The 20,404-nt window shown below is 48.5% G+C and carries 16 protein-coding genes (1 of these 16 cut by a window edge); 14 read left to right on the forward strand and 2 right to left on the reverse strand.

Annotated elements, in window-relative coordinates; all coding sequences use genetic code 11:
- Nucleotides 1-142: 142 nt before the first annotated feature.
- Nucleotides 143-2,374: a heavy metal translocating P-type ATPase gene (locus tag ACUUHJ_RS02145; protein WP_472298159.1), complete on the forward strand. Its 2,232-nt coding sequence runs from the start codon at nt 143-145 to the stop codon at nt 2,372-2,374.
- Between the two features lie 54 nt (nt 2,375-2,428).
- Here the strand turns inward: ACUUHJ_RS02145 and ACUUHJ_RS02150 are convergent, their stop codons facing one another.
- Complete coding sequence (locus ACUUHJ_RS02150; RefSeq protein WP_472298160.1) at nt 2,429-4,429, reverse strand: ABC transporter ATP-binding protein; 2,001 nt, start codon at nt 4,427-4,429, stop codon at nt 2,429-2,431.
- A gap of 323 nt (nt 4,430-4,752) precedes the next feature.
- Between ACUUHJ_RS02150 and ACUUHJ_RS02155 the strand changes: the two genes are divergently transcribed.
- From ACUUHJ_RS02155 to ACUUHJ_RS02165, 3 genes are all read left to right on the forward strand, one after another.
- Nucleotides 4,753-5,403 carry a polysaccharide deacetylase family protein gene (locus ACUUHJ_RS02155; protein ID WP_472298161.1) on the forward strand — a complete coding sequence of 217 codons (651 nt, stop codon included), beginning with the start codon at nt 4,753-4,755 and terminating at the stop codon, nt 5,401-5,403.
- A 69-nt stretch (nt 5,404-5,472) separates the two neighbouring features.
- The gene (locus ACUUHJ_RS02160; protein WP_289675763.1) at nt 5,473-6,438 is read left to right on the forward strand and encodes a helix-turn-helix transcriptional regulator; all 966 of its coding nucleotides are present in this window, start codon (nt 5,473-5,475) and stop codon (nt 6,436-6,438) included.
- 84 nt (nt 6,439-6,522) lie between these two features.
- The gene (locus ACUUHJ_RS02165) at nt 6,523-7,038 is read left to right on the forward strand and encodes a DinB family protein (protein ID WP_087349222.1); all 516 of its coding nucleotides are present in this window, start codon (nt 6,523-6,525) and stop codon (nt 7,036-7,038) included.
- 282 nt (nt 7,039-7,320) lie between these two features.
- Here ACUUHJ_RS02165 and ACUUHJ_RS02170 read toward each other — a convergent pair whose 3' ends face one another.
- Nucleotides 7,321-8,334 carry an ATP-binding protein gene (locus ACUUHJ_RS02170; RefSeq protein WP_472298162.1) on the reverse strand — a complete coding sequence of 338 codons (1,014 nt, stop codon included), beginning with the start codon at nt 8,332-8,334 and terminating at the stop codon, nt 7,321-7,323.
- A 257-nt stretch (nt 8,335-8,591) separates the two neighbouring features.
- Here ACUUHJ_RS02170 and ACUUHJ_RS02175 point away from each other — a divergent pair, with 257 nt between their 5' ends.
- The 10 genes from ACUUHJ_RS02175 to ACUUHJ_RS02220 all read left to right on the forward strand — a co-directional run.
- Nucleotides 8,592-10,241 (forward strand): ABC transporter substrate-binding protein, encoded by a 1,650-nt coding sequence (locus ACUUHJ_RS02175; protein WP_472298163.1) that lies wholly within the window; start codon nt 8,592-8,594, stop codon nt 10,239-10,241.
- 112 nt (nt 10,242-10,353) lie between these two features.
- A complete protein-coding gene (locus tag ACUUHJ_RS02180; RefSeq protein ID WP_289675771.1) occupies nt 10,354-11,358 on the forward strand; it encodes an iron-hydroxamate ABC transporter substrate-binding protein in 1,005 nt (334 codons plus the stop codon).
- A 19-nt stretch (nt 11,359-11,377) separates the two neighbouring features.
- Complete coding sequence (locus ACUUHJ_RS02185; RefSeq protein ID WP_173627685.1) at nt 11,378-12,385, forward strand: FecCD family ABC transporter permease; 1,008 nt, start codon at nt 11,378-11,380, stop codon at nt 12,383-12,385.
- Complete coding sequence (locus tag ACUUHJ_RS02190) at nt 12,378-13,397, forward strand: FecCD family ABC transporter permease (RefSeq protein ID WP_472298164.1); 1,020 nt, start codon at nt 12,378-12,380, stop codon at nt 13,395-13,397. Before ACUUHJ_RS02185 ends, ACUUHJ_RS02190 begins: the two co-directional genes overlap by 8 nt.
- Before the next feature lie 18 nt (nt 13,398-13,415).
- Nucleotides 13,416-14,747, forward strand: a complete 1,332-nt coding sequence (locus ACUUHJ_RS02195; RefSeq protein WP_472298165.1) for an alpha/beta hydrolase-fold protein — start codon at nt 13,416-13,418, stop codon at nt 14,745-14,747.
- A 276-nt stretch (nt 14,748-15,023) separates the two neighbouring features.
- On the forward strand, nt 15,024-16,250 hold the full coding sequence (locus ACUUHJ_RS02200) for an MFS transporter (protein WP_472298166.1): 1,227 nt from the start codon (nt 15,024-15,026) through the stop codon (nt 16,248-16,250).
- A 31-nt stretch (nt 16,251-16,281) separates the two neighbouring features.
- Nucleotides 16,282-16,665 carry an MmcQ/YjbR family DNA-binding protein gene (locus tag ACUUHJ_RS02205; protein WP_289675779.1) on the forward strand — a complete coding sequence of 128 codons (384 nt, stop codon included), beginning with the start codon at nt 16,282-16,284 and terminating at the stop codon, nt 16,663-16,665.
- A 53-nt stretch (nt 16,666-16,718) separates the two neighbouring features.
- Nucleotides 16,719-18,089 carry a sigma-54 interaction domain-containing protein gene (locus ACUUHJ_RS02210; RefSeq protein ID WP_472298167.1) on the forward strand — a complete coding sequence of 457 codons (1,371 nt, stop codon included), beginning with the start codon at nt 16,719-16,721 and terminating at the stop codon, nt 18,087-18,089.
- A 405-nt stretch (nt 18,090-18,494) separates the two neighbouring features.
- On the forward strand, nt 18,495-19,877 hold the full coding sequence (locus ACUUHJ_RS02215) for a GntP family permease (protein WP_289675781.1): 1,383 nt from the start codon (nt 18,495-18,497) through the stop codon (nt 19,875-19,877).
- Nucleotides 19,878-19,943: 66 nt separating this feature from the next.
- A protein-coding gene (locus ACUUHJ_RS02220; protein ID WP_012684101.1) for a 3-hydroxybutyrate dehydrogenase crosses the window boundary here: on the forward strand, nt 19,944-20,404 show its 5' portion. It continues 325 nt past the right edge of the window; 461 of the gene's 786 nt are visible here — the first part of the coding sequence; it begins with the start codon at nt 19,944-19,946; the stop codon falls past the right edge of the window.

Genomic DNA, 20,404 nt, shown 5'->3' on the forward strand with positions numbered 1-20,404 from the left:
AAAATGGGCGAAATATTCAAATCAATTCTTGAACGAACCAGAAGGATAAGATAATATAATAATTAAATATTTGTTTGAATGTTTGTGGATTGATTTCATTCGAAGCTGGGCAAAATAGATGCTTGGAAAAAGGTGAAAACAGATGGCAGAAGAACGAAAAAAAGATGAGTGTTGCAGTGGGCATCAATGCGGCAGTGAGCATAAGCATGCTGGTAAAATTCTCACGGTTCTCGAGCCTGCGGCTGCGGCAACTGAAAGCCCAGGCATTCTTTCTTCACAGGCTGTTGTCTATCGCGTTATAGGTATGGATTGTAGTTCGTGCGCCAAATCGCTTGAAAAGCATATGCAGACGTTGCCTGCCGTAAAAGAGGTAAACGTGAACTTTTCCACGGGTAAAATGCAGCTCGTCGCGGATGGGCTAGGAGAAGACGCGGTGGTAAAGGAAGTCGCAAAGGCCGGATATAGTGCCATGCTACTTACGAGGCGCACGGCCAAAGCAGTTCCGAAAACGGATCGAGCAGGGACGACGCTGACGGTGATTTCTGGTGTATTGTTGGCTCTCGGTTTTCTAGGTTCCTTATCGTCTGGCATACCTCCGCTGGTCGTTACTGTTCTCTATGCGTTGTCGATCATAAGCGGCGGCTACCGACCTGCACGCAGTGCTTTTTACGCGATGAAAAGCGGTTCACTGGATATGAACGTATTGATGTCTGTTGCGGCTGTTGGAGCCGCATTAATCGGTGAGTGGCTGGAGGGCGCAACGGTAGTCTGGCTCTTTTCCATCGGAAACTTGCTGCAGACCAAGTCGATTGAAAAAACGCGCGACTCCATACGCAATCTGATGGATTTGGCTCCGCCTGAAGCATGGGTCAAGGTGGGGGAGTCTCTTACCCGCAAACCAGTTGAGGACATCACTGTTGGTCAAGTCATCGTAGTGAAGCCGGGAGAGAAAATCCCGCTGGATGGTGTCATCGTACATGGGACATCTAGCGTCAATCAGGCCCCGATTACAGGTGAATCGATTCCCGTAGATAAGCTGGTCGGCGACAGTGTTTTTGCAGGGAGTGTTAACGAAAGTGGCGCGGTGGAGATCAAGGTAACAAAGCTGGTGGAAGATACAGCGATTGCCAGAATCATTCATCTCGTGGAGGAAGCGCAGGAGAAAAAAGCGCCTACTCAGGCGTTCGTCGACAAATTCGCTGCGATCTACACGCCAATCGTGCTCGTGCTTGCTTTGTTCGTGATCGTATTCCCGCCATTACTCGGACTCGGTACCTGGGGAGAATGGTTTTACAGAGGGCTTGAACTGCTGGTCGTTGCTTGCCCGTGCGCACTGGTCATTTCTACGCCCGTTGCGATTGTGTCCGCGATTGGAAATGCCGCGAGAAACGGCGTCCTGATCAAGGGCGGTACGTTTTTGGAAAAGGCAGGAGCGATTACCGCAATTGCTTTCGATAAAACGGGCACATTGACGGAAGGAAAACCACAGGTTGCGGCGGTTATCGAGATGGAGGGAAGCGAGGACGACGTAGTGTCGATCGCCAGAACGATTGAAGAGCGTTCTTCCCATCCGATTGCACTAGCGATTCTCACCTATGCGAAACAAAAGCAGATTGCTTCCCAGAGTGGGCAAGATTTCAAGGCGATCGTCGGAAAAGGGGCGAGCGCTGTCATCGGAACCGAAACATTTTATGCAGGAAAGCCCGCCCTGTTTCAAGAGCTGGGAATCGATCTCTCGGCATGGCAAACGAAAATCGAGTCGTTGCAGAGTGAGGGACATACACTGGTGGTTATTGGTACCGCAACGAAATTGATCGGGATGATTGCCGTTGCCGACACCATTCGGGAGATTACGGTTAGTGCCATTGGCAAGCTTAAGGCTGCGGGAATCGAAGACATCGTGATGCTGACCGGTGACAATACGGGTACGGCGAAAAAAGTAGCGAGTCAGACAGGCGTCAATCGCTATTTTGCAGAGCTGTTGCCACAAGATAAGGTAGAAGCGGTCAAGCGACTACAGCAAGAAGGCAAGGTCGTCGCCATGGTGGGTGACGGGATCAATGATGCGCCTGCTCTTGCATCAGCTGACTTGGGGATTGCGATGGGTGGAGCAGGTACTGATACGGCAATGGAAACCGCGGATATCGTACTGATGGCTGACAATCTCGAAAAGCTGCCGCACACGATGAAGATCAGCAGAAAAGCACTCACGATTATCAAGCAAAACATCTGGTTTTCGATCATCGTGAAGCTGATTGCACTCGTGCTGATATTCCCCGGCTATCTAACCTTGTGGCTGGCAGTGCTCAGTGACACGGGAGCCGCTTTGCTGGTCATCTTAAACAGCATGAGACTCTTGCGTATGAAAGGCTAAATAAAAAAGGGGAGATGAGCTGTCGAAGCTCTCTCCCTTTTCTTTTGCATAGGTTTACACCAAGACGCCGCCGTATCTTTCAAATTCTTTCTGGGTGCAAGCGACAAAGTGACCGTGCTCCACTTCACGCAAGACGCGTTCTTCCCCTTGATCTCGCAAATATTCCTGATCATCGAAAACGATGCGCTTGCGGTTGCGCTCATAATCCGGGTCTGGCAACGGAATTGCCGAGAGCAACGATTTGGTGTACGGATGAATCGGATTCTCGTACAGGCGATTACTTTCTGCCAGCTCCACGATACGTCCGCGGTACATAACACCAATGCGGTCACTGATGTATTTAACCATGGACAGGTCATGGGCGATGAACAGATAGGTCAGGCCTTTTTCTTTTTGCAGGCGTTTGAGCAGGTTTATGACCTGCGCCTGAATGGACACGTCGAGAGCAGAGATCGGTTCATCGGCAATGATGAACTCCGGATCAACAGCCAATGCACGTGCAATCCCGATCCGTTGGCGCTGTCCGCCGCTGAATTCATGTGGGTAACGGTTTGCGTGCTCGCGGTTGAGGCCGACGGTTTCCAACAGTTCGTGTACCTTGGCGATGCGTGCTTCCTTGTTCGCCAGACGATGAATGTCCAGACCTTCCGCAATAATATCAGATACAGTCAGACGTGGATTCAACGATGAGTACGGGTCCTGGAAAATCATCTGGATTTTGCGGTTGAGCCATTTCTTTTCTTCGAGTGTTTTCTTCCCGTGTACACTTTGTCCATTGAACAAGACCTCTCCGCCAGTTGCATCGTACAGGCGAAGGATAGTGCGTCCTGTGGTCGATTTACCGCAACCGGATTCACCCACAAGGCCGAAGATTTCCCCTTTGTAGATGTCGAAGGTGATACCATCTACCGCTTTCAGCGTATGACCATTCCCGAGGTCAAAATGCTGTTTCAAATCCTTGACTTCAACCAGCTTCTCGCGATTCTCGTAGTTGAACGTTTTTTTCGTGCTTACAGGAGCCTCAGTTGCCTCATCAGAATTGACTTTTCGTCTCACAGCCGAAGCAGGCGGTTTGATGTCAGGTGCCATTTCATGCAAGAGCCATGTTGCCGCATAGTGCGTATCGGAGATTTTGAACATCGGTGGTTCATATTCCAGATCGACCTTCAACGCAAATGGGTTACGAGCCGCGAAAGCATCACCTACAGGTGGTTTGAACATGTCAGGCGGCGATCCAGGAATGGACATCAGCTCGTCATCGCTGGAATCGAGACTAGGCATGGAACCTAATAGACCCCATGTATAAGGATGTTTAGGGTCGTAGAAAATTTCGTCGACTTTACCGATTTCCACAATTTTTCCTGCATACATAACCGCGACACGGTCTGCCATGTTCGCAACTACACCGAGGTCATGCGTAATAAAGATGATCGAGGTACCCATCTTCTTTTGCAATTCCTTCAGCAACTCCAAAATCTGCGCTTGAATCGATACGTCGAGAGCAGTTGTCGGCTCATCGGCGATGATAATTTTGGGATTGCAGGCCAATGCGATGGCAATGACAATCCGTTGGCGCATCCCACCAGAAAACTGATGCGGGTATTGATCGACACGTTCTTTGGCGAAGGGAATCCCTACCATTTCCAAAAGTTCAATAGCACGGCTGCGGGCGTCTGCACGGTTCAGCTTTTGGTGCTTGATGAAGCTCTCCATGATTTGGTTCCCGATAGTCATCGTCGGATTCAAGGAAGTCATCGGGTCTTGGAAGATCATTGAGATATCGCGACCGCGAACATCCTGCATTTCTTTTTCGGAAAGCGTAACCAAATCTCTTCCTTCAAAAAGAACTTGCCCTTTTGGAATGCGTCCAGGAGGAGAAGGAATGAGGCGCATAAGTGCTTGGGAAGTGACGGATTTACCGGAACCAGATTCACCAACAATCGCCAGCGTTTCTCCTTTTTCCAGATCGAAGGAGACGCCACGTACCGCTTTGACTTCACCTGCATACGTATCGAATGACACATGCAAATCTTTTACTTCTAAAACTTTTCCCATATAATCATCCCTTTCGAGCATGCTTTGTCGTGATTAACCCTCCATGTATATCCAACGCTCTCTCTAATAGAGGTAGTTCAAAAAGTTGACTTTTTGAATACGCACTAGTATAAATTTTTGCGAAAATGAAAATCATTATCACTATTATACTATATTCATTAACCGTTGTTAAAAAATTTTTTTCTGCGTTGCATACTCATGCCGTATCTTCTTCCATTTTGCCAAAAGCCCAGAATAGCGGTTGATTTAGCGTTACCAAATGATAGCCCAGTCATACTATGCATCAAAGCAGCAGAATACTGGCTTATGGGAGGGTAACGCTTGTGAACAAGCTCAATGGGCTCAAGGAAATCGCACTCACTTTTGATGATGGACCGGATCAGTTGTGGACGCCTCGTGTGTTAGACATATTCGCTCACTATCAGGTAAAGGCCACTTTCTTCTGCGTGGGGCAAATGGTGAAGTACAACCCGAAAACACTGGAGCGGATCGTAAAGGAAGGGCACATTGTTGGAAACCATAGCTGGGATCACCCAGATTTTACGAAAATCCCTCTGTTGGCTGTTCATGAGCAGGTAGAACGTACCTCAGATCAGATCGAAAAGGTAGTAGGTGTGAGACCTCGGATGGTTCGGCCGCCATATGGAGCAGTGAATGAGGAGGTCATCCAGCTACTTGCGGCGAGCGACTACGAAATGATTTTGTGGGATATAGATAGTTGGGATTGGAAAGGTCTCACCGGTCCACAGGTCGCAAGAAACATCTTGGGACATGTCACACCAGGCGCAGTCGTGCTTCAACATTCTGCTGGCGGTACGAAAGACACGCTAAAGGGGAGTATGGACGCCTTGCCCTATATTATTGAGGTGTTAAGTGAGCAGAAATATACCTTCTCAACCGTTTCCGCCATGTTTCAACTGGCAGCTTATCGTGAAAGAACTGATCCTGTCGAGAAAAGGAGAAGGGGTAGATAGAGGAAATGGATTGAAATCTGTGGTAATTAGTAGAATCAGAAGATTTCTTTCGGGGGAGCGAATCAGAACATGTCCAAAGCCGATAATATGCTCTCCATTTTGTGGCTGTTGAAGACCGGCAAGCGAATGACAGCCAAGCAATTGGCAGAGATTCTCGAGATTAATATTCGTACCGTTTATCGCTATATCGACTCACTGTGTGCGAGCGGTGTACCGATCATTTCTGATGCTGGACACAACGGTGGCTACAGTTTACTTCAGCAATTTAATGAGGCTCCGTTGTTTTTCGACCTCAACGAACAAAAAGCCCTGATTCATGCAGCGGCTTTTGCCCAAGAGACCGGTTATCCCTTCGGAGCAGATTTACACCGAGCCATTTCCAAGCTAAAACGTTACACAAATGAAGAGCAGCGTGACGCGATTGACCGACATAGTATCGGCTTCGAGGTGATCCAACCTCCTGTTGATCCTTCTCTCGAGTCTACTCTACAGGAACTGGAGCTGTCTGTTGCCAACGGGTACACCCTTTCGATCGAGTATCAGAAAGCCTACCAGACAACGAGACAGTTGCGTCATATCGATCCATACGGTCTCGTTTATTGGAAGGGAAACTGGTATATCGTTGCTTATTGCCATCTCCGTAGTACCATTCGCAGTTTTCGTGCAGATCGTGTTCATGAGATCCAACGTACAGAAGGCAGCTTCCAACGCCCTCCTGAATTTTCTGCGCGCCATTTTTTTCTCTCGAATTTACTGCCGGAGGCAGACAAGCAGGGCAACACCATTTTGATAAAAATCAAAGGAAGGCCACAGTCACTCGCTGATTTGTGTAGGCATTGGTATCTCGGACATACTGTGATGGAACGCAGCGAAGCACAGGTGATTTTTCAAGTAGATGAGCAAATGGCCCATTCGATCCTTCCTCATTATCTTTTGCCATACGGAAAATCCATTCAAGTGGAAGAGCCAGCTTTTGTAAAAGAGCGATTGGCTGCCATCGCTGCCGATTTATTTCTTTTTTATCAGTCGACTTGATATCACTGACCATTTTTGTCAGCAGAGTTGATTTATATTGAAAGCAAAGAAGAGATGGAAAAAGGGAATGGGGGCAGATTGAATATGAAGCATGAAGCATTGCGTTTGTACGAATACCATGTATGGGCAAACGAAAAGGTATTTAAGCGGTTGCAGGAGGTACCAGAGGGAGTAAGTGAGCAGGAGGTTCCCAGTGTGTTTCCGACCATCACCCAGACGTTGGCTCACATTCTCAAAACGGATTATGTTTGGTTGTTGGCCATGAAGGGGGAGAGCTACGAAGAGGTAGGACCAAAAGTTGGGGTTCTCTTGCAGGAATTAAAAGGGAAAAACGTACACGAGCTGCGAAAACTGTTTGCCGAATCAGCCCAGCAGTTCAGAGACTTCTTCGGGCAAATCTCGATGGAGGACACCGCGCCTTATACGCACCCGGCATTAGGCACGGTTCATGCTCGTTATGCAGACATCGTCCAGCACGTCGCCAACCACGGAACCTATCACCGAGGCAATATCTCCGCCATGCTTAGACAAATGGGTCACGCGGGAGCTTCCTCCGATTACATTTTTTATCTGTTCGAGACTTCCGCGGTAGAACAATAAAGGTCTTTCCATTTTTTATCAACTACCGAAAAAAACAAGCAGCTTGTAGAGGGAACAGGAGAAAACAGCGAAGATCTTAGGGACACCGACCGAGACGTAATGCAAAAAGCGAAACACGCCCTTAAGCGTCCACCTCTGAGATACTTCCAGATTGGACCACTTTGGACGCGGTTTCGCTTTTTGCATGGAGTCGCCAGTCAATCCCCAGTGGGTGGTCCTAGAAGCTGAGTCGTTTTCTCCTGTTCCCTCTCCTCCACTACAGCCACGCAAACCGCTTGTTTTTTAAGGATTCATCGTATGAGCAATCCGCACCTCGAGCCCATTCAAGAACTGACTAAGGTTCGGCTTTCGTTCTCCAATGATACTTTCACCAGGCTTGCCGGGTTCAAAGACCACGTCCTTGTTTTTAGCGACCTCGCTCAAGTAATCCTTGACGATCTGTCCTGTTTTCGTAGCCTCATATTTCTTGGCAAAGTTCTGATACTCTTCCGTGACGGCCGGGAGCAGTTTCATTGTTGCTACGTCAATGGCATCATAACGGTAATCAGACAAATATGTTTTGAGGTAGTCGATATAAAGCGTACGGAGCTTCACTGCACGTGGGCTACTGCGGTAGTTGACCAAATACTCTTCGACTTCAACCATTCTGGGTCCGAGCTCGGCCCGCGTGATTTGCAACCCGCCGTCACCCAAATACGGTTTGACCGTTTCCGTTTCTTGAATGGACAAGTAGTCCTTCCCTTCCTCATCGAGCGAAGCAGCATATTTTTGCAGTGCTTTGTAATCCACTTGCCAGTAAAAAGACATGTCGTTCGTTGCCTTTAAGACGAGTCCGCCCTCTGTTTGATTGAGGAGCCATTGTTTGAAACTGTCATCGCCTTCTAGCTTGTTGAAATCGTAAGGGTATTGCAAGGCATACAGCTTTTCCGCGTTTCCAGGCTGGGCGAGAAGAGCCTTGAAGTTATCGTTTATCGTGGGCAGATGTTTTTCATAATACTGATCAAGTGCAAAAAATAATTGATCGGCAGTTTTCGTGTCCGTTTTCGCCAGATGCTGATCCAAAAAGGCAGTTAGCTCATTCGCTTCCTTGGCTTGTGCAGCTAGTACGGTAAACTGCTTGAGCAAATCATCCGCTGGCTTTTCGCCTTTTGTTGCATCAGCATGAGACATCCCTGTGGTTTCCGTTGTAGATGGGGTAGGATCTTTTACCGTCAATTGCTCAGAGGCAGAGGTGCACCCTGTTACAAAAGTAATCGCCATGAGGCTAGAGACAAAAGGTAGAACATATTGTTTCATATCTTCAATTTCACTCCGTTATGTTGAATCGTTTCAGTTGATAAATCGTCGTAAATACTTGAGCACCTTGCGTCCAGGGCACTCCCTCCCGTCGTTCCCTTTCTATCGGTACGTACCATACCACGTTCAAGTTATCGGTTCAATTCCAATAAATATTCCTGATAGGAAGCAAGCGTCACTTTTGATATACTTTCTCTATCGATGATAATGAGAATTATTATCACTATCTACATAGAGGATCGGGCAGAGGTGAGAACATGAACGAAACACAAGCCTTGGTTCAACAATTCACAGAGAAGACCATGGCAGAAGCCATTTTCAAGCTGCGTGACATTACATGGCTCAAAGCAAAAGGATATGACCGATTACGCCAACAATTCACTCATTCGCATATTTTGCTGGTCGTAACCGGGGGACGAGGGCGGCTGCGTCTGGAGAACGAGGAGTACCAATTGCGGCAGGATGCGATTTACGTGTGTCCTCCTATGCTTACGTTTGGCATCGTCCCTGATTCGGCTGATCATTTGGAGATGTACATGCTTCGGTTTGATGTCTTTATGGAAACGAGAGACAGACATCGGCGCTTCCAAGCCCTTCGGGAAAAGGATCTGTTTCCTTTTCGGGGAGAGATCTCTGTCCAATCGGCAGGGCAGCTGCCTGTCTATTGTGATTTGATCCAGAATCTATGGAAGCAGGAGACGGCGCTCGAGCGTTTTCGAGGCCAACATACTTTTCAAGAGCTATGGTACCACATCGTCAAGCATGCTCACTTCTCGGCCACAGATTCTGGAATGGCGCTGGAGCAGGCACGCGCACATATGGAAGAGCATTACTCGGAAAATGTGACGATTGAACAGCTGGCTCGCATCGCAGAGGTGAGTCCAAAATATTTCGGCGATCTGTTCAAAAAAACGTATGGCGTCTCAGCTATGGACTATTTGGCAGAGCTTCGCATTAGCCGGGCGAAGCAGATGATGGTGCAGTCGCATGCCAAGCTGCGCGATATCGCTCATCAAGTGGGCTACAACGACGAGTTTTACTTTAGTCGAAAATTCAAGAAAGCTGTCGGTGTTTCACCCACTCTCTATATGAAAAGCCGCCAACGAAAAATTGCGGCGTACGGCTCGACCATCATCGGGCATTTACTGGCTTTGAAAATGATTCCTTACGCGGCGCCACTGCACCCGAAATGGACGGCTTACTATCATCACAGCTATCGAAACGATATCACGGTACATCTGAGCGCATTTCGAATTAATCAGAATTGGAAAGCCAACATTGAAATGCTTCGCGATGCCAAGCCGGACGTCATCATTGGCTTGGACGAGACGAGCTTGCAGGAACAGGAGCAACTCAACGAGATTGCGCCCACGTTGTATGTTCCCTTTGAAGAGCGGGGATGGAAAGAACAATTACAGCTCATGGCAGACTTTTTGGGTGAGTCCGTGGAAGCCAGTCATTGGCTTTGCGAGTATGAGAAAAAGGTGAAGCGGGCCCGGACAAAGCTTCAACAGGTTCTGGGCGATGAAACGGTGCTCATCGTGCGGGTTTTGAAAAACCAGCTATATGTCCACTGCAATCGCAGTATGAATGAAGTGTTTTTTCAGGATCTGCAAGTCAAACCTGCTTTTGTCTCGAAGCAGAACGAGTACGACCAGCTTGTGACCGCACAGGAATTGGCTGCGCTCGCGCCTGATCGCTTGCTGCTGCTGGTTTGCCAAGAGGCCGAAACGCTGGCATGCTTCCAGGCCTTGAAAGCATCGGGACCATGGCAAGAGATCGAAGCAGTCCGCAACAATCGGGCGCATGTCATTACATCAGACCCTTGGCGAGAATACTCGGCAACGGCTCATGAACGGATCGTGGAAGAGAGTGTGAGATTGTTTTCAGGAGATCGTCCATGTTGATTCTGGATTTCGTCCATGGTCGGGCAGGAGTGGATGCTTTATAATCACGAATGATAATCGTTATCACTCGGACGGGGTGAAACATTACATTTCTGAGAGGGGTCTTTCAAGAATGAAAAAGATATACCTAGGCTTGAGTATTGCAGCGCTGACATTGGCTCTGACAGCGTGCGGCGGAGGAAAAGAAGCAGTGAATAACACGACTGCACCTACTACAGCACCTGCGACAACAGCTACAGCAGAAAAGCCGGCGGATGAAGCGAATAAAGCAGAGACACGCACAATCAAATATTTGGATAAAGAATATACCGTTCCTAGCAAAACAGAGCGGATCGCCATTGTAGGCAGCATGGAGTCCATGGAAGATTCGCTGGTACTGAACGTGAAACCAGTAGGAGCGATTTCTGTAGGAGGTAAATTCCCGGAGATGTTTGCACCGATTACGGGCGAAGCCACATCCATCGGAGAAAAAATCCAACCGAACCTGGAAACCATCCTGTCCTTGAAGCCTGATGTCATTCTGGGAAGCAGTAAATTCCCGCCCGAGATGGCTGAGAAATTGAACAAGATTGCGCCTACCTTCCCTGTGTCCCACATTTCGACCAACTGGGAAGCGAACCTGCAATTGCTGGGGGAGTTGACTGGCAAACAAGCTGAGGCAGAAAAAGCGCTCAATGAATACAAATCAGGGATTGAAGCGGCGAAAGCAAAACTGGGCGACGGCATAAAGGATAAAAAAGTACTCGTAATCCGTCTGCGCCAAGGAAACATCAACATCTATCCAGAGAAAGTGTTCTTCAACCCAGCTCTGTACGCAGACCTTGGTTTGACTGCACCTGAAGAAGTAAAAGCAGCGAAGGCACAAGAAATCATCTCCATGGAGAAGTTCACTCAGATCAACCCGGACTACCTGTTCATCCAGTTCTCTCCAGATGAGAATAAAGACAAGCCAAACGCATTGGAAGATTTGCAGAGCAACCCGATTTGGAAGAGCGTGAATGCAGTGAAAAACGGCAATGTTTACGTAAACGTGGTTGATCCTCTCGCACAAGGCGGTACTGCTTGGAGCAAAGCACAATTCCTGAAGGCGGCTGTAGAAAAATTGTCTGCCAAGTAAAGGTGGGCGAGGGTAAGCTATGCAATCCAAAAAAGCAACTTCCATGATCATACTAGCTGTTTCGCCAGTAGTGATCCTGCTTACAATCTTGCTCTCCATTCATTACGGGGCCAAGCCGATTGATGCGGGGACGATTTATCAAGCTTTCTTTGCCTTTGATGAAGGGAATGTCGATCATCAAATTGTCATGCACTCTCGTTTGCCGAGGGTCTTGGGCGCACTCATGATTGGAGCGTTCTTAGCGATATCAGGAGCGTTGATGCAGGGGATGACGAGGAATTACCTCGCGTCCCCCTCTATTATGGGCGTGTCTGATGGTTCGGTCTTTGCTGTTACCCTTTGCATGGTTTTCATTCCATCCGCTACGAGTGTCACGATGATTACGATGTCCTTGATCGGTTCAGCACTTGCGGTTGCGATGGTACTCGCTTTTTCCCGACTATTGCCGAACGGCTTGACGCCAGTAGGGATGGCGGTCATCGGTACGATTACCGGTACCTTTCTGAGCAGTATTTCAGCCGCGATTTCTACTTATTTTCAAGTCTCGCAAAACGTCAGCTTTTGGTACAATGCAAGGCTGCATCTCCTGGAGCCTGAATTGGTGAAACTGGCGGTTCCTTTTGCCATCGTCGGTATTGTCATAGCACTTCTTTTGTCCAAATCGATTACGATCTTGTCCTTGGGCGACGAAGTATCTCGCGGCCTCGGACAGAGAACGGTGATGGTTAAAGTGCTGGCAACGACTGCTGTTGTCATTCTCACAGGCATTTCCGTAGCGTTGGCAGGAAAAATCGCTTTTGTCGGGCTAATTATTCCGCATATTACCCGCTTTTTGGTAGGTCTCGATTATCGATGGATCATTCCATGTGCAGGATTACTAGGCAGCATTTTTCTGGCCTTGTCGGACGTTCTTAGCCGATTTATGAACAGTCCTTTTGAGACTCCAATCGGTGTGGTGACGGCCTTTATCGGCGTTCCGTTCTTCCTCTATTTGATTTACAAGAGAGGAGGGGGAAAGCATGCCTGATCGAAAAGCTAGATTTCGTTTGCTGTTACTCGTCAACATTGCCTTGATTTTGCTGGCGATTTATATCAGCCTGACCAACGGCGTATTTGACATGACGGTGATGGATGTCATCCGAACGTTATTGCGTATGGATCCTGTAGCGGAATTTGATTTGGTTATTTTCGATTTTCGCCTGCCGCGGATCGTTATTGCGGCATCGGTCGGCTTTGGCTTGGGGGTTGCTGGTACCGTCATTCAGGGGATCACCCGTAACGGGCTGGCTGATCCGGGGATTTTGGGCATTAATGCTGGGGCAGGAGCCGCTATCGTCGCCTTTATGTTTTTCTTCGGTGGACAATTTATGGAGGCGAGCTGGTATTCCATCATGGCCATGCCTTTGTTCGGTTTGACAGGCGGATTGCTTGCGGCTGGACTGATTTACCTCTTTGCCTGGCGTAACGGAGCGCTTGATCCACAGCGACTGATTTTGGTGGGGATCGCCATTGGTTCCGGATTAGGTGCTGTATCGCTGTATCTCTCGTTAAAAATGAATCCAAACGATTTTGAAATGGCAACCGTGTGGCTCTCAGGCAGTATTTGGAGTGCCAACTGGACGCATATTGCAGGGATGTTGCCATGGCTAGTCATACTCATTCCTGTTTTGATGCGCAAGGTGCATATTCTCGATTTGCTTCAACTGAGCGAGGAATCCGTCAAAAACCTGGGTGTGTCCGTGGAAAAGGAGCGCAATATTCTCCTGCTGTCGAGTATCGGGATCGTGAGCGCGTGTGTCTCGGTTTCCGGGGGCATCGGATTCGTTGGCTTGATGGCACCGCATATTGCGAAGCGTTTGACGGGAATCCAGCACAGGTATGCTCTTCCCTTGTCGGGAACAATCGGGATGCTTATGGTCGTGGCAGCTGACTTTATCTCCAAAACTGTGTTCACGCCCATTGAACTGCCTGTGGGTATCGTCATTTCGATCATCGGTGTACCGTATTTCTTCTATCTACTGAGTAGAAGAAAAAAATAAAGAGGGGACGTGCAAATTGTGAAAGGACAATTGCTTGCAGACGTATGCCATCACCGAGCACTGCTCGTATATTTGCCCCCATCCTACGACAAGAGTACGTCCCGTTTTCCCGTCATGTATGTCCATGATGGCGGTGACTTGTTTGATCCTGCGTTTAGTACTGCCCTCGATGCAATCGAAGATAAGTTTGCAGAGGGGAAAATTCCTGAGCTGATTCTCGTCGGCATCCAACCAGGAAACCGCAGGGATGACTATACGCCCTGGTTTTCCAAAGCGATCTCATCTGAGCGCAACATTGATTTTGGCGGGCAGGGAGATGCGTATCTTTCTTACGTTGCCAATGAATGTAAGGCGTATATCGACAGCAAATACAGGACAGACCCTAGGCCCGAAAAAACAGGGATTATCGGATTTTCGCTGGGTGGCTTGATTTCGATGTACGCTGCGCACCAATATCCGGATGTTTTCACGAAAATCGGCAGCATCTCGGGATCGTACTGGTATGAGGGCATGGTTCCGTTTATGCGGGAAAAGAAAATGTACCATCCCGGGCTGCGCATCTACATGGATGTTGGCAGTAAGGAAGGTGCTAAAAAACAAAACATCCAGAAACAAATGGTCCCGCTGACAAAAGAAGCCCATCAGATATTGGCTGATAGCGGCTTCACAGCAGATCAGCTCGTCCTGTTCATGGACGAAGGGGCGGATCATTTGAGCAAATATGCAAGCGCCAGATTTCCTGGGGCGTTGCAATGGCTCTGGAATGAGAAGGAGGAGACAGAAATGGAACTGACCAAATTGATTAGAGAGCGTCGCTCAATTCATCGCTTTACAGATCGGGAGGTAGACCCTGCGCTGGTTACAGAACTGATGGATACAGCCGTGTGGGCGCCGAATTATCACATGACACAACCGTGGCGCTTTATTGTCTCGTACGGGGAAGGCAAGAAAAGAATCGCCGAGGCCGTGCGAATCATGAAGGAGAAGCGGGAGATTGATCCGTCGAAAAAGAAAGAAGTCGGCGAGAAGTTTTACAATAAAATTATGGCGATTCCGATGCTGATGACGGTCATTATGGAAGAAAGTCCGAACCTGATCATGCGTCAGGACGATTTCGCTTCGACCAGCATTGTCATTCATAACTTTAGCTTGCTGGCGTGGGAAAAAGGCATCGGTCTGACATGGGAGACGTACCCGTGGATTCACGAGCCGGAATTCCGTGAAGCGATGGGCATTCGACCAGGTGAAAAGGTGCTGGGGAACCTGCATATCGGTTATCCAGCCGCGATCCCTAACGCACAGCCACGCATTCCAGCAGCAGAGCGCATCACACTTGTAGACAAGGCATAGGACAAGATCAAGTGAATTTTTCTTGTCACAGGATTACTTTTTGTGGTACCCTTGGGTCATTCTACAAGAAAGGGTGACCATTAAGCCGATGATCTGCTAACTCCATTTCCACAAAACCAATCGGATAAATCGATGCGTTTTTGGATAGGGGTAGTATGTGCATATTGGCGAATAGATGGTAGATCCTTTTTAGACTCACCAAAGGGTTTCTATGTCTTTTTGACGATAATATGCGTAGCCTCCTGTCCAGATCGCAATGGATAAGGAGGCTTTTTTATGTCAAATGTTTTGAAAAATCGTTATGTCAGGGCTATTTTGTTATCAGCAGTTCTGTTGCAAATCGGAGTATGGGTGCGCAACATGGCGATTCTGCTCTATGTGATGGATCATACAGGAGGCGATCCGTTTGCTGTCTCCATAATTTCTGTGGCAGAGTATGCGCCAATCTTTCTGTTTTCCTTTCTTGCTGGTACGTTTGCCGATCGCTGGCAACCGAGAAAAACGATGGTCTGGTGTGAGGTGCTCAGTGCTCTATCGGTTGTCGGAGTGCTGCTTACCTTCGTTTTCGGCTCGTGGAAGGCCATCTTTTTTGCCACACTAATTTCAGCCATTCTCTCTCAGTTTTCCCAACCGTCCGGTATGAAGCTGTTCAAGCTGCATGTACCTGGTGAACAGCTTCAGGTAGGAATGTCGGCGTACCAGACTATTTTCGCGATCTTTATGGTATTTGGTCCGATTGTCGGTACGTTTGTGTTCCAGCAATGGGGGATGGAGGTTGCTATGGTCATCACGGCAGTTGCGTTCCTCGCAGCGGCGGGTGTCCTGTATTTGTTGCCGCCAGATCGTGTCGAGAAAGAAGAGCAGCAAGAAACGGCACTGCTTGGGGAGATGGTCAGCGGGATTCGTTATGTGTTCTCCAGTCGCGTGCTGTCAATGCTTGGCTTTTGCTTTTTAGCTGTAGGATTCTCATTGGGAATGATTCAGCCGCTTGGGATTTTTATCGTGACCGAGCAACTACAATTGCCAAAAGAAAGCCTGCAATGGTTAATTACCGCCCAAGGTGTGGGGATGATTGCCGGAGGGGCCATGACGATGGCTGCTTCCAAAACGATTCCACCGCAAAAGCTATTAGTTATGGGACTTCTTGGGAATGCGATCGCAGTAGCGATTTGCGGGATGTCCACGAATCTGTGGCTGACGCTTGTTGCCCAGTTCATTGCGGGATTGCTCTTGCCCTCCATTCAAATCGGGATCAACACCATGCTGCTTAAAAACACAGAGAGTACCTTTATCGGTCGGGTGAATGGCATACTGACCCCGTTGTTTACAGGCTCCATGGTCGTCATGATGAGTATTACGGGAGTATTGAAGCTGTATCTTCCGCTCGCAGTTATATACGGGATCGCTGCATTCCTGATGATCATTGGTCTCAGCTTTATTTTGCCGCTTTATCGTATGAGAGAAGGAAACGTGGTGCAAAGTACAGAACAGACTGGTACATGAGCGTTTGGAAGCAAAGGGAGGCTTAGACCAGATGGTGCACGAACAGATCTCTTCTATAGAAGGCTTAAAGATGGTAGCTGCTGTTCGTGAGCTGGCGATGCGGTTGCCAGAGGTAACGGAGCAGGTAGACGCTTTTGGACATACATCGTTTCGGGTAAACGATAAGCCGTTTGTCATCTTGGGAGAGGGGGGCACTGAAGGCCCCTCCTTTTCTGTGAAGGTGCTGAAGACGACCCAAGAGATTTTGCTTGCACAGGAGCATTTTTACAAGACACCGTACATCGGTCATCACGGCTGGGTTTCGATTCTGGACAAAAACGTGACGAGCTATGATGAAATTGAAGATTACATACGGGAAGGCTATATGTGCGCGGCTCCCAAGCGATTGGTCAAGCAATTACAACACCTCCTCTGATCGTTCCTGTATAATTTTTACACAACCGCATTCAGACAAAGGGGGAGCCGGTTTTGGATTGGAATCTCCAGCAGATGAGCAAATTGCTTGAGGTCGTTTTTGAAAATGCCCATGAACCGATGATCGTAACGGACAAAGACGGAAAAATACTCTTATTGAATCGGAGCTATCGGGAATTTCTTAATGTACAGGACGTGATTGGACAACCAGTGACGGATGTCATCGAAAACACGCGGATGCATATTGTCGGTCAGGCTGGCGTTGCCGAGATCGCCGACATTCAGCAAATAAAAGGACAGAACATGATTGCGCATCGCATCCCGATCATGGACGAAGGAAAAGTGATTGCGGTTTTGGGAACCGTGCTGTTCCAAGATGTGCAAGAGCTCACTGCCTTGGCTGCGATGGTTGCTCAGCTGAAGGATGAATTGACCTATTATAAGAAAGAGCTGCGGCGGCGGATGGGGGCTACCTATCACTTTGACCAAATCGTTGGGTACAGCCAGAAGCTGCAGGAGCTTAAAAAGTTTTCTCAGAAAGTTGCGAAAAGCGATTCGACTGTGCTCATCACGGGCGAAAGCGGGACGGGCAAGGAGTTGTTTGCCCACGCCATTCATGCCGAGAGCAAGCGCAAAATGGGTCCTTTCATTCGGGTGAATTGTGCCGCTATTCCGGATTCTTTGCTGGAATCAGAGCTGTTTGGCTATGAAGAAGGTGCGTTTACCGGGGCTGTTCGCCGCGGAAAAAAAGGAAAGTTCGAGCTGGCCAACCACGGAACCATTTTGTTGGATGAGATCGGGGACATGCCGTTGCCGCTGCAAGCCAAGCTACTGCGTGTGTTGCAGGAAAAAGAAGTCGAGCGGGTAGGTGCTGTAAGAACGACGCCAATCGATGTGCGGGTGATCGCTTCCACGAATTCGGATATGCTTCAAAGCATCAAGGAAGGAAAGTTTCGGGCAGACCTCTATTATCGATTGAATGTCGTGTCACTCTCGATTCCTCCGTTGCGCGAGCGTCTGGAGGATTTGCCGGAGCTGGTTTCGAATCTGCTCAAACAGCTTGGCGAGTCCACTGGCGTTGCGGTCAGGGCCATTGATGAAGAGGTATGGCACGTACTTCGTGGCTACTCCTGGCCAGGCAATGTACGGGAGTTGAAAAACGTGCTAGAACGAGCCCTGCATCTAATGGAAGACGATATCTTGAAAAAGGAGCATATTTGGCTGCCTGTATCTGACGAAGGGACGCACGAATTCTTGTCGGTTCCAACTCATGCCGTTCGACCATTGAAACAAGTCTTGGAAGAGGCTGAACAGGAAGCGCTTCGTCAAGCGATGCAGCAAGCAGGGGGAAACAAGCTTAACGCCGCCAAGTTGTTGCAGATCAGCAAGTCCAGCTTTTACGAAAAGTGGGAGAAGTACCAGTAGCACGAGGCGTGTATAAGTCGGGGATGTGGCGTTGAGCCAAGTTCGCGGCTTTTTTCATCTGAAGTAATAGCGTTTTGGTAGATTCCGGTTTTCTGGAATAGAGTAAGATGGTCTCCGGTAAAAACCCAATAGCCTTCCCTGAGCAGATTCCCTAAAGTGTGGGCGAATTTTTGCTAGATTCCATAAAACCGGACAAAAAATTCCGGAATTTCGGAAAAAATGCAAGCGCTATCATCTGCACCCTAACACTCCAGGCACGATGAAGGGGTATGGTTGAACGATTTTTCTGGAATCGGCTGGGGTTGGCATGGTACGTGCATTTGAATTAGATTTGAAAGCGTTTTCTTCAAGTGAATCCACACAATTTCCTCTGTAAAGCGGAGGAGAAATTGAAAGGAGAATTCTATGATCATCGAAGTGTTATCCATCTTGGTTTCGCTCGGCCTGCTGATGTTTTTTGCGTATCGGGGCTATCCTGTTATCGTGTTTGCCCCTATTTTCACGCTGTTGGCCGTTGTCCTTTCCGGGATCTCTCTGCTGCCGAGCTACACAGAAACCTTCATGACGAATGCAGCAAACTATGTGAAATCATTCTTCCCTATTTTCTTACTGGGTGCCATTTTCGGGAAAGTCATGGAGTTGAGCGGTGCCGCCTCATCCATTGCCCACACAATTGTGAGGGCGCTTGGCTCCAATCGTGCGATCTTGGCTGTCGTTCTGGCATGTTCGATTTTGACGTATGGCGGAGTTTCCCTGTTCGTTGTGGCATTTGCTGTGTATCCGTTTGCCGCTGCGATTTTCCGTGAAGCCAACATTCCGAAGCGTCTCATTCCAGGGACAATTGCGCTCGGGGCTTTTACGTATACGATGGACGCCTTGCCAGGTACACCACAAATTCAAAACATCATTCCTACGACTTATTTTGGTACGGATGCTTATGCTGCACCTGTTGTTGGAACGATTGGCGCCATTCTCGTTTTCATTGGCGGGATGCTATGGCTGGAGCGCAGACGCAAGCAAGCTGTCGCGGCTGGGGAAGGCTACGGCGAGGGACATACGAATGAACCAGAGTTGATCAAAAATGAATCCTACATGAATATCTGGGTCGCGATTCTCCCGCTGGCGTTGGTGCTCGTGGGTAACTATATGTTCAGTAGAGGGATTTGGACAGTAGAGACGTGGTACGATCCAGCGATCCTCAAAGAATCATTTAAGATTGAGAAAGTGAAAAACGTCGTATCCTCTTGGTCATTGATTATTTCGCTCTGTCTTGGAATCATTGCCGCGCTTTTAATCAATGTGAAGCAAGTCAAAAACAAGCTGGCGAGTGGCTTGACTGCTGCCGCGATGGGTTCTCTCTTGGCGATCTTCAATACTGCTTCCGAAGTTGGATTCGGAAACGTTGTGAAAACACTGCCGGGCTTCAAGCTCATCCAAGGCTGGATTATGGGAGCAAGTGACCATCCGTTGGTTTCTGAGGCACTGGCTGTAAACGTACTGGCAGGTGTGACAGGCTCAGCGTCGGGCGGTATGTCGATCGCGCTGGAGGTTATGGGTAAGCAGTATCTGGAGATGGCAAGTGCTGTGGGAATCAGCCCTGAGTTACTGCACCGTATTGCCTCGATGTCTTCCGGTGGTATGGACACATTGCCACATAACGGAGCGGTCATTACACTGCTCGCGATTACTGGTTTGACTCATCGTCAATCGTACAAAGACATCTTCGCGATTACGGTTTTGAAAACAGCTGTCGTGTTCATTCTGGCATTTGCCGTGTCTATTTTCTAATTTTCATCAAAGATCAGTGATTTTATAGACAGAGAAAATGAGGATCAGGAGAGGAGATAGTAGGATATGGAGAAGTTGTTGGAGCAACAGGTAGCAGTAGTAACAGGGGCTGCAAGCGGTATTGGATTGGAGATTGCCCGGACGTTTGCCGAGGAAGGGGCGAGGGTCGTCATACTGGACTTGAATGGGGAAGCAGCGGAAGCAGCAGCAGCCCAATTGCAGAAGGAAGGTCACGAAGCAATCAGCTTTGGTTGTAATGTTACTGACGAGGTACAAATGCAGGCGTGCATCCAGCAGACAGTCCAAATTTTTGGCAGACTCGATATCTTAGTGAATAATGCCGGATTGCAATTTGTCTCACCAATAGAAGAGTTTCCGACTGCAAAATTTGAACAAATGCTCAGTATTATGCTGACAGCGCCTTTTGTTGCGATTAAACACGTGTTCCCCATTATGAAGCAACAAGGCCATGGCCGTATCATCAATATGGCTTCGATCAACGGCTTGATTGGCTTTGCAGGGAAGGC

This window comes from Brevibacillus schisleri, from assembly GCF_055685845.1.